Raw genomic sequence first — 10552 nt, forward strand, 5'->3', positions numbered from 1 at the left:
AGTCACCACAACAAAAACATTAACAAAGGAGCGTTTCCGCATGGCTAGTATAACACAGGATATGAGATATCGTCTATCATTAATTAAATATGCTGAGAAATTTGGTGTAACCAAGGCTGCTATCAAGTACAAAACCAACCGGCAATACATTTACCGCTGGAAACGCCGCTTTGATGGCTCTATCGAGTCTTTACGAGAGCTATCCCGTAGACCTCATTCACACCCAAACCAACATTCTGAAGCTGAAATAAAACTTATTCATGATATGCGGCGACGTAATCCACACGAAGGCCTTGTTGTTTTCTGGGTGAAACTTATGCAACGTGGATATAAAAGATCTATCCCTGGTTTATACCGCTTTCTTAGAAAAGGAAAACTAATGGCTATCAAGCCAGCTAACCCTAAATATATTCCAAAACCTTATGAGCAGATGAAGTACCCCGGACAGCGCGTTCAAGTCGACGTAAAGCACGTTCCGGCGGCTTGTATTGTCGGTGATGCAAAAGACCAGAAATTCTATCAATATACTGCAATTGATGAGTACTCCAGATTTCGTTTTGTAGAAGCTTTTAATGAATCCAGTACCTATACTTCTACTCAATTCCTGGAACATCTAGTTAATGCCTTTCCTATGCCTATTGAGTGTATTCAAACAGATAATGGATTTGAATTTACAAAAAGATTTGGTAGCCACAAGCTAAATCCTTCCCTGTTTGAAAAGAAGTTACAATCCTTAGGGATAAGACATAAACTAATCCGTCCATTTACACCAAGGCATAATGGGAAAGTGGAGCGTAGCCATCGCAAGGACAATGAACGTTTTTATGCTACACATAGTTTCTTTTCTTTTGATGACTTTTCAAAACAGCTAAATATATATAACCGAAGGGATTATAACAACTTTCCGATGAGACCTCTAGGCTGGAAATCTCCTAGAACTACTCTCATTAATTTCTTGAAGTATGGTGTAACATATGTTTGACAAACCAACAATAAGTAAATTATTTTCTGAATGATTATGAAAATTTATTACTGAATGACTAATTATTACTATCCTTGTCCTCAACTTTTTCCTTTCAATACCTTTTTATAATTAAAGAAAAGTTGAATCCTCTCAATGATAACCAAAAACAAGATATAGATTACCTCTTTCTATCTTAATCCAATCTCCAATTAAATATTATCAATCTGCCAGTCAATGGGTTCACTTCCATTAGCCTTTAAAAATTCATTCGCCTGACTAAAATGTTTAGAGCCGAAAAATCCACGATAAGCAGATAAAGGACTTGGATGAGGTGCGGTTAATATTAAGTGCTTAGGATTTGTTAACATGGATTTTTTCATCTGTGCCGGTCTTCCCCATAAGAAATACACAATCGGTCTATCCTGGGCATTAATAGCCTGTATTACAGCATCGGTAAACTGCTCCCAACCTCTACCCTGATGGGAATTCGCCTGATGTGCACGAACCGTCAGAACAGTATTTAATAACAATACCCCCTGGTCAGCCCATTTTTTAAGATAACCATTGTTCGGAATATAACAATTCATATCTTCTTTAAGTTCTTTATATATATTTTGCAGTGATGGCGGAATGTCCGATTGCTCCGGTAATACAGAAAAACTCATCCCGTGCGCCTGGTGCTCATTGTGGTATGGGTCTTGTCCCAACAATAGTACTTTCACTTTACTTAAAGGTGTAAAATGAAAGGCGTTGAATATATCATCAGCCGGGGGATATACCACAGTTTTTGAGTATTCCTCTTTTATAAATGCATATAGTTCTTTATAGTACGTTTTATTAAACTCATCCCGTAAGGAATCCAGCCAGTCGTTTTGTATCATGCCCATTGTTGTTCACTCCTAGATATCATAAAAAATATATTTTAGACATTATAACATACTTTTCGAGAAAATTCATCTTATTCCATAGAATTTCCGCTTTCTTCCTTAACAATACTACCGATTTGATGTGATTTCTTTAAGTAATAATGAATTATATGGAAATTACTTTTATGTTATAAAATTACTTACTGAAAAATAATTCCCGCAACAATTCTGCACAATCAAGCATGCCTTTCCGGTATGCCAGCGTATTTTCCCATGCAGAGCAGGCTGTATGTGCTTCTGCATATTCTTATAAAATAATTATTGATTTTTTTAGTATATTTTATAATTTTCTCTTAATTACCAACTTAAGTATACCTGAAAACAGCTTCCTAGGTGACCTATTCAATAGGTTGATTCTAAATTTATATAGATTCATATTATCATGTATCTATATCTCAGGAATCCTTTGTTGTTTATCCAGAAAGCTTATAATAAATATCAAAAAAATGAGTGTCCCAACCATAAAGGACACTCAGCTATTACTCAAGTCTTATTCACTTTCTATATTAATTGAATCTTAGTTTTTCCATGCATGACAGACCTGCTTACAGCTTCGGCATGCATAAATCAGGATGTAAAATTATAATACTACGAATGCTTTTTACTTCCATATTTCTTCTGCAATCTCTCTAACCAATTTCAGTTTTGCCCATTGTTCTTCTTCCGTAAGCTTATTCCCTTCCTCCGTAGATGCAAATCCACACTGAGGACTTAAGCATAAGCGTTCTAATGGAATGTACTTTTCGGCTTCCCGGATACGTTTTATGATATACTCCTTTTCTTCAAGAACCGGAGACTTTGTCGTGATTAGTCCTAATACAACCTTCTTATTCCCACTGACATATTGAAGGGGTTCAAAGTCACCGGAGCGTTCATCATCAAATTCCAGATAAAAGGCATTTACATTTTCCCTCGCAAAAAGGTCTTTTGCCACACGGTCATAACCACCCTGGCAAGCCCAGGTGGAGTGAAAATTACCACGACAGATATGAGTGTTGATAACCAAATCCTCTGGTTTATCCTCAATAGCAAGATTATTGATACGAATTAGTTTATCTATTACCTGTTGTAATCCCTCTTCATCCGTTCCCAAAATAAAGCGGGCATTGGAATCAACACACACACCCCAGGTGCAATCATCGAACTGAATATTTCTACAGCCTGCTGCATATAGCTCCTTGATTACCTTCTTATAACCATTGGCAATGTCAAGAATTAACGCTTCTTCCGTAGGATAGATTGCTTTGGTTCTTTCCAGATTATCAGGTGTAATCATTTGAAAAAAGAACTGCGCCGGTGCAGGTATCGTCTGACGTGCCACTGTATTCTCGTCTTCAAATTGTTTTACGAATTTAAAGTGGTCTGCAAACGGATGATGGTCTACTGATATCTTACCTGTGAGGAAGGTATCATCAATCAAGGCAGGTTCTCCATGGAAAGGGATACCGGTCTTAGTCTTTTCATGCCCTACACCCTGAAATGCCCACATAAAATCAAGATGCCAGGAACTTCTTCTAAATTCTCCATCCGTAATAACGGGAAGTCCGATTTCTTTCTGCTTTGCAATTAATTCTGTTATAGCTCTGTCTTCAACTTCCATTAATGCCGCATTATTAATTTTCCCCTCTGCATATTCACTTCTGGCCTTTTTTAAATACGAAGGTCTTAAAAAACTTCCCACTATATCAAATTTAAACGGTGCATTTTTACTCATACTATTATTCTCCTTATTCTTTTCTATTAGCCAATTGCGAACCCATAAGTTGAAAGGTTGGCTTGCTTCCACACATAAATTAACAGTCTTGTAATTGACAACTTGATTTCTTTTTTTACTTTCTACGATACCTTATAGATATTTACATTACATCGTATATTTTGTATTACCTGTTGATTAGTAGTATAAGTTATTTTCATTAGAAAGGAAAATACATATAAATATGGGTTTGACATAGTTTTAAACTATATCAAACCCATATTCTGAAACCCTCTCTAAAGGTATTCCGCTATATGTTCTCTCAACGCTTCCATATATGCTCTTCCATATCTGGTAAGAGACATATTTTTCTGCTTTATCGTTCCAACACGCATTACTTCCTCTACCTTGAGGGGTCTTGCTATAATATTCTCTCCATTTAGCTCTTTGCTTATAACTCCTGTACTGACAGTATAACCGTTTAATCCCACTGCGAGATTAAATAACGTTGCCCGGTCTCTTACTTTTATATTCTTATTGCGATCTACTGTACTAAGAATCTCTTCTGAAAAGTAAAAGGAGTTATATTCGCCCTGTTCAAAAGAAAGATAGGGATAATCTTCTAATTCCTCCAAAGTAATGAATTTCTTATTAGCAAGCGGATGTCTGGAACTGATAAATACATGTGGTTTTGCTATAAAGAGTTCCTCAAATTCCAGACTGTTTTGCTTTATGAGTTTTATTATTATTTCTTTATTTTTGGAGGATGTATACAAAATCCCAATCTCACTTTTCAGACGGCTAACATCTTCAATAATTTCATAGGTTTGCGTTTCCCTAAGTGTGAAGTCATATTGACTACCGCCAAATTCACGAATCACATCCACAAAGGCATTTACCGCAAATGAATAATGCTGAGCAGAAACAGAGAACCTGGGGCTTTGTTTTTTCACATTCAAAAATTTTTCCTCCAAAAGGCTTGCCTGCTCGATAACCTGTCTGGCATAGGCTAAAAACTCGTCTCCTGCATTTGATACAACAATCCCTTTATTGGTTCGATTAAAGATAGTGAGCTGCATTTCGTTTTCCAGTTCTTTGATAGCATTTGTAAGACTTGGCTGAGATATAAACAATTCTTTTGCAGCTTCACTTATGGTCCCTTTTTCTGCAACTGTTATCACATATTTTAACTGCTGTAAAGTCATGAGAGTATCCCTTCTGGATATAGTTTATATATCTTATAGCTGCTTCTATCACCTTATAAATTACTTTGTATTTGATTTCTAAAAATAAATCAGCAGTCACACTCCAGATATCCTAACTGGATACTATAGTCTGACACAAATACCTTTCTCACTTAAATACCTCTTTAAATCATATATCTCCATCTCTTTATAATGGAATAGGGAGGCCGCAAGAACTGCATCTGCTTTACCTTCCGTCAAGGCATCATAAAAATGCTCCATTTTGCCCGCTCCTCCGGAAGCAATCACCGGAATGGAGACATTATCGGATATGCTTTTTGTTAGTTCAATATCATACCCATCCTTCGTACCGTCACAATCCATACTGGTTAATAGAATTTCCCCTGCTCCTAGCCGGTTTGCTTTTATAGCCCATTCTACCGCATCAATTCCCATATCTACACGACCACCGTTTTTATAGATATTCCACCCAGAACCGTCCTCTCTTCTTTTGGCGTCTATGGCAACCACTACACATTGACTCCCGAACTTATCAGCTGCTTCTGCTATTAAATCAGGATTCAGAATTGCAGCCGTATTTACAGCAATTTTATCCGCACCTTCTCTAAGAATTAATTTAAAATCTTCGATGGTTCGAATACCTCCACCTACAGTAAAAGGGATAAAAACTGTTTCCGCAACCCTTCTGACCATATCAAGCTTTATAGTTCTGGCATCAGAGGATGCCGTAATATCTAAAAATACCAGCTCGTCTGCTCCTGCCTTGTCATAAGCCGCACCTACCTCAACCGGATCTCCTGCATCTCTTAAATTAACAAAATTAATTCCTTTAACAACACGGCCGTTATGCACATCCAGACATGGAATAATTCTTTTCGTAAACATACTTTTTTCCTCCTAAAGCTCTGCAAAATTCTGTAATATTTTTAAGCCTACTTCACCGCTCTTTTCAGGATGAAATTGACACCCAAACACATTGCCTTTCTCAGCAGATGCGTCTATTAGAGTGCTATAATGGGTAGTTGCAGCCACTTCTTCCTTATTACTTGCCTCTAGATAAAAGGAATGTACAAAATAAACATAGGCATTATTATCAATACCTTGAAATAATTTCGCCTTTGGATTAATGGTAAGGGAATTCCAGCCGATATGAGGTATCTTTAATCCTTCACAATCCGGAATACGGACTATTTTGCCCTGTAAAAGACCAAGTCCCTTAACCCCCTTACTCTCTTCACTACTTTCGAACATAAGTTGTAGGCCTAGACATATTCCTAGAAATGGTATTCCTGATTCTGCGGCTTCCTGAATGGTTTCTACTAAGTTATAATGATTTAATTTATCCATTGCAACACCAAAGGCACCAACTCCAGGAAGTATTATCTTATCAGCGTTTAAAAGTTCCTCTCGATTCCTGGTTATTATAGTATCCTGTCCCAAATGGTGTAATGCTTTTTCCACACTCCTTAAATTCCCTGCATCATAATCAATAATTGCAATCATAACTTGTACCAAACCTTTCTTCCTTTATTCTTATACCGTATTAAAGTATATAGGTATAAATCATCCTATAAGATATAATAACTGGTAGATTACTATCATTTTGTCCTTTGTAAAATCAATTCCCAACTTTTTTATTTATATCTATCTATTAACCATGCATTGACTTAAATTTACTTATCATCTGCTGGTTCAAATTATTTGGCGAATACTCTATAACAAATTTTCACTAATAAGTTTCTTATTCTAAATACTATACTACATATTTCTGAAAATGTCAGCAGGAAGTTGCATTTACATTGAAAATTTTGAGTACTTAAAAAGACAGTTGACTACAACTGCCCTTTTACATATGTATTATAGATTATTCTTTCATTTTTTCTAAAGCCGTATTAATTACTTTAAAACTGTATTCTTCAAAATTATCTTTTTGCCTTAAATCAGCAATCTCTTTCTCTGTGAGATGAAAGGAATCCTTTAACTCTTTCGAAATCTGCTCTTTCACATAATTTAAATCAGCATTGATACCTAATTCTGTAGCACGTTCCTTGTATTTATCATAGCGATCCAGTCCTTTTAACAGGGAGTCTAAGGCTTTTGGGTATTCATCCATTTGATAATAATTATAATAAGAATTAAGTTGTTTATAAACATACATCACTGTCATAATCTTATCATAGGTTTCCTGATCCGCTTTACGGATATCAAGCCCATAAATTTGATTATACGCCTCAGCATACCTCTTTCTGCTAAAATTAAAGTTTGCATTCTTAATTCCTAAGGAATAAGAGTATGCATTCGTACCTAATATTACTGTACCACCAACTAGTATAAAAAAAGTCATAACAAATATCACAGCTAATTTATTTAATTTAACAGGGGGATTTTCTGCTGCATATTGTCTGTCAAGTTCAGCTGTCTTTTCTTTCTTCAGATTCTGCTTTTCTTTTCTAATCTCCGCTTTATTTTTCCTTATCTGTTGCTTTGCTGCTTTCTTCTGATCCGCTTTTTCTTTATTAGCTGCTTTCATTTCTGCTTTTTTCTTTAATGCGGCTTCTTTTTTTATTCTTGCAGCTTTATCTTCTTCATCCTCTTCTTCTTGTCTCGTTTGTTTTTTCGATACTGCTTTCACAGATTTTTTTACTGCTTTCTTACTTTCCTTAACAGCGGTTTTTTTCTTGATCTTGTCTGTAGTCGTATCTTCTGATTTCTGCCCATCTTTTTTACTAAATAGCTTTTGAAAAAAACCTTTTCTTTCTTTTTCTGCATTTTTGCTTTTGGGTAAGTTCTCCTGTTCCAATTCCCTAAATATATCTCTTGAACCACCTTTTAGCTCATTAGTCTCTGACTTGTCCTCCAAGGTATCTACTGCACTTAACACGTCAGAAAATAAATCTCCCATATCGGCTACTTCACTTGACGTACTTTTTCTTGCTGCCTTATCAATAGTAGAATTAGATATAAAGTCTTCTGAACCATTCGCAAGCATATCATTAATAGCCATGACATCGTCATGAACCTCATCACTGTCCGTCTCAACCCTAGCGGCCCTCGCCTTAGGTGTATCCTCTGGTCTATATAAGATGCTTTCATCTTCCTCTGTACTGCTGCTTTCATCTTGTGCAGATATCATGTCTAACAAAGCCAATAAATCTTCGTCTGTGTCATCCATATCTGATTCCTGGTCAAACTGGGTAAAATAATCATCCTCCTCTTCTACCGTACTTGAACCGGAAGTCTCTTCTGATGACATATTTTTTAACATGGCTAATACATCTTCTGAACTATCAAAAATATCATTATCACCCATTTGTGCTTTATCTTTTTCTTCTCTCAATTTTTACATCCTGCTTCCTAATATTTTCTTCCGCATTCCCATTCATGTCATTAGTTTATTCGTATTATACAAAATATTATCAGATTTAGAATCATTAAAATCAAAATTAGTATTATGATAAACTTATTCTTTTGAACTTAGTATCTCTTGAGAAACGGAGATTGTTTTCATAGTTTGTTTATCGTCGACTCCTTATGTCTCTTTATGGTTATGTAGCGTTGCATTTTCTATAATTATCATCAAGAATATATTATATTCCACTCCTCAAAATTACCATAAATTTCGACATTTGTCTCTGGGCATATAAGACTATGATAAAATACATTGGTCAATAATACTGACCAAATTTCCAATCTCAGGCTTCGTAATTTGTGCATCTGCACCAATGGATTCACCTTTACGCATCATCTCATCATTAATTAGAGATGAAAAAATAATAACTGGTAAATGTTTTAACTCAGAATCCGTCTTAATAAGTTTTGTTAAATGATGTCCGTCCATTTGTGGCATCTCTATATCTGTTATAACGCAACTCACTCTTTTATCTATTTCATTATTAGACTTGTATCCTCTCAATAGTTCCCAAGCTTCCTGTCCATTGCTACAAGCTCTAATATTGTTATATCCGGCTTTATGTAAACATTCCAATATCATACTACTTAACATTGGTGAATCTTCAGCAATTAATATTGGCTTATCATTACGCTTTCTATCATGTAGATGGTTCATGTCTGATACACGCAATCCTGTCTCTGGACTAATATCAGCTATTATTTTTTCAAAATCTAAAACAATGATAAGTTTTCCATCTAATTTTACAATCCCTGTCGCTATATTATTAATAGTTTCATCCGGCTTATTGATGTCTTCCCAGGAAAAACGATGAATTCCTACTACTCCATGCACATGAAAAGCAACATTCAATTTATTAAAATTCGTAATAATATTCATATCCGTTGTTACCACTTCACTATCCGGAACATTCAAACATTTTGCAAGATTTACAACTGTTATGATAATATCTCTAGGCATGAAGATTCCCTCAATACCAGAATGGGCATTTGGTATTGGGGTTGGTTTCTGATAGGGTAATATTTCCCGAACTTTAGCTACATTGATACCATAGTGATTATTTCCAATTTTAAACTCTAATATTTCTAATTCATTCGTACCGCTTTCCAATAAAACACCTGTATCATTCATAATCTTATCCTCCGTTTAGCTTTGTGTTGTCCTCATTTATGTATGATAATACTTTTTTTAATTCTACTTATTACATATTATATTATAAATTTGCAAAAAATTCAAACTTATTATATTTTTCGACATAAAAAAGACCCAAATAAATCAATTTTGACTATCTGGGTCTTTTCATTATATATAACATATAGAATTCCTCATCCTATGACTTAACTATCACATTAAACACCATTGCTATTTATGAACATTACCTAATAAAGCTTTCTATAAGTCACCTTATATTCAACCTTATCTTTAGGTCAAGCCCTCGACCTATTAGTATTAGTCAGCTACATGTGTTACCACACTTCCACCTCTAACCTATCCACCTTGTCGTCTTCAAGGGGTCTTACTGCTTTCGCATGGGATATCTTATCTTAAGGGGGGCTTCACGCTTAGATGCCTTCAGCGTTTATCCCTTCCAAACTTGGCTACTCGGCCGTGCACTTGGTAGTACAACCGATACACCAGCGGTTCGTCCAACCCGGTCCTCTCGTACTAAGGTCAGCTCCTTTCAAATATCCTACGCCCGCGCCGGATAGGGACCGAACTGTCTCACGACGTTCTGAACCCAGCTCGCGTACCGCTTTAATGGGCGAACAGCCCAACCCTTGGGACCTACTACAGCCCCAGGATGCGATGAGCCGACATCGAGGTGCCAAACCACTCCGTCGATGTGAACTCTTGGGAGTGATAAGCCTGTTATCCCCAGGGTAGCTTTTATCCGTTGAGCGATGGCAATCCCACTTTATACCACCGGATCACTAAGTCCTACTTTCGTACCTGCTCCACCCGTCGGTGTCGCAGTCAAGCCTTCTTATGCCTTTGCACTCTGCGAATGGTTTCCAACCATTCTGAGAAGACCTTTGAGCGCCTCCGATACCCTTTCGGAGGCGACCGCCCCAGTCAAACTCCCCACCTGACATTGTCCACTGCCCAGATCATGGGCACATGTTAGAAATCCAATACTGCAAGGGTGGTATCCCAACAACGGCTCCATGGCAACTAGCGTCACCACTTCACAGCCTCCCACCTATCCTGTACATGCAATACCGAATCCCAGTATCAAGCTAGAGTAAAGCTCCATGGGGTCTTTCCGTCCTGGCGCAGGTAACCAGCATCTTCACTGGTATTTCAATTTCACCGGGTGCATTGTCGAGACAGTGCCCAAATCATTACGCCTTTCGT

General features: G+C 36.7%; 8 protein-coding genes and 1 rRNA gene (1 of these 9 running past the window's edge). 1 reads left to right on the forward strand and 8 read right to left on the reverse strand.

The genetic code is table 11. The features are described from left to right. Window positions 1–40 precede the first annotated feature (40 nt). On the forward strand, window positions 41–982 hold the full coding sequence (locus acsn021_RS15530; protein ID WP_185264903.1) for a DDE-type integrase/transposase/recombinase: 942 nt from the start codon (window positions 41–43) through the stop codon (window positions 980–982). Window positions 983–1173: 191 nt separating this feature from the next. On the opposite strand, the gene acsn021_RS15535 is transcribed toward acsn021_RS15530, so the two are convergent. The 8 genes from acsn021_RS15535 to acsn021_RS15570 all read right to left on the reverse strand — a co-directional run. Further along, entirely contained in the window at window positions 1174–1851 is a 678-nt protein-coding gene (locus acsn021_RS15535; RefSeq protein WP_184096113.1) for a uracil-DNA glycosylase, read from the reverse strand. Window positions 1852–2491: 640 nt separating this feature from the next. After that, window positions 2492–3604 carry a 5-methyltetrahydropteroyltriglutamate--homocysteine S-methyltransferase gene (locus acsn021_RS15540; protein WP_184096111.1) on the reverse strand — a complete coding sequence of 371 codons (1113 nt, stop codon included), beginning with the start codon at window positions 3602–3604 and terminating at the stop codon, window positions 2492–2494. A 275-nt stretch (window positions 3605–3879) separates the two neighbouring features. Beyond that, window positions 3880–4788, reverse strand: coding sequence for a LysR family transcriptional regulator (locus tag acsn021_RS15545; protein ID WP_184096109.1), 909 nt, complete (start codon window positions 4786–4788; stop codon window positions 3880–3882). A gap of 123 nt (window positions 4789–4911) precedes the next feature. After that, complete coding sequence (gene hisF / locus acsn021_RS15550) at window positions 4912–5673, reverse strand: imidazole glycerol phosphate synthase subunit HisF (RefSeq protein WP_184096108.1); 762 nt, start codon at window positions 5671–5673, stop codon at window positions 4912–4914. Window positions 5674–5685: 12 nt separating this feature from the next. Then, the gene (hisH, locus tag acsn021_RS15555) at window positions 5686–6291 is read right to left on the reverse strand and encodes an imidazole glycerol phosphate synthase subunit HisH (RefSeq protein WP_184096115.1); all 606 of its coding nucleotides are present in this window, start codon (window positions 6289–6291) and stop codon (window positions 5686–5688) included. Window positions 6292–6652: 361 nt separating this feature from the next. Then, complete coding sequence (locus acsn021_RS15560) at window positions 6653–8125, reverse strand: hypothetical protein (RefSeq protein ID WP_184096106.1); 1473 nt, start codon at window positions 8123–8125, stop codon at window positions 6653–6655. A 309-nt stretch (window positions 8126–8434) separates the two neighbouring features. Beyond that, a complete protein-coding gene (locus acsn021_RS15565) occupies window positions 8435–9328 on the reverse strand; it encodes a chemotaxis protein (protein ID WP_184096104.1) in 894 nt (297 codons plus the stop codon). A gap of 292 nt (window positions 9329–9620) precedes the next feature. Then, window positions 9621–10552: ribosomal RNA gene (locus acsn021_RS15570) — 23S ribosomal RNA — on the reverse strand (it continues 1982 nt past the right edge of the window).

Source organism: Anaerocolumna cellulosilytica (genome assembly GCF_014218335.1).
Taxonomy (GTDB): domain Bacteria; phylum Bacillota; class Clostridia; order Lachnospirales; family Lachnospiraceae; genus Anaerocolumna; species Anaerocolumna cellulosilytica.

Bases quoted from the DNA above. Each gene is read 5' to 3' on its own strand.
- acsn021_RS15530 (WP_185264903.1), top strand. From the start codon at position 41: ATGGCTAGTATAACACAGGATATGAGATATCGTCTATCATTAATTAAA.
- acsn021_RS15535 (WP_184096113.1), bottom strand. From the start codon at position 1,851: ATGGGCATGATACAAAACGACTGGCTGGATTCCTTACGGGATGAGTTT.
- acsn021_RS15540 (WP_184096111.1), bottom strand. From the start codon at position 3,604: ATGAGTAAAAATGCACCGTTTAAATTTGATATAGTGGGAAGTTTTTTA.
- acsn021_RS15545 (WP_184096109.1), bottom strand. From the start codon at position 4,788: ATGACTTTACAGCAGTTAAAATATGTGATAACAGTTGCAGAAAAAGGG.
- hisF (WP_184096108.1), bottom strand. From the start codon at position 5,673: ATGTTTACGAAAAGAATTATTCCATGTCTGGATGTGCATAACGGCCGT.
- hisH (WP_184096115.1), bottom strand. From the start codon at position 6,291: ATGATTGCAATTATTGATTATGATGCAGGGAATTTAAGGAGTGTGGAA.
- acsn021_RS15565 (WP_184096104.1), bottom strand. From the start codon at position 9,328: ATGAATGATACAGGTGTTTTATTGGAAAGCGGTACGAATGAATTAGAA.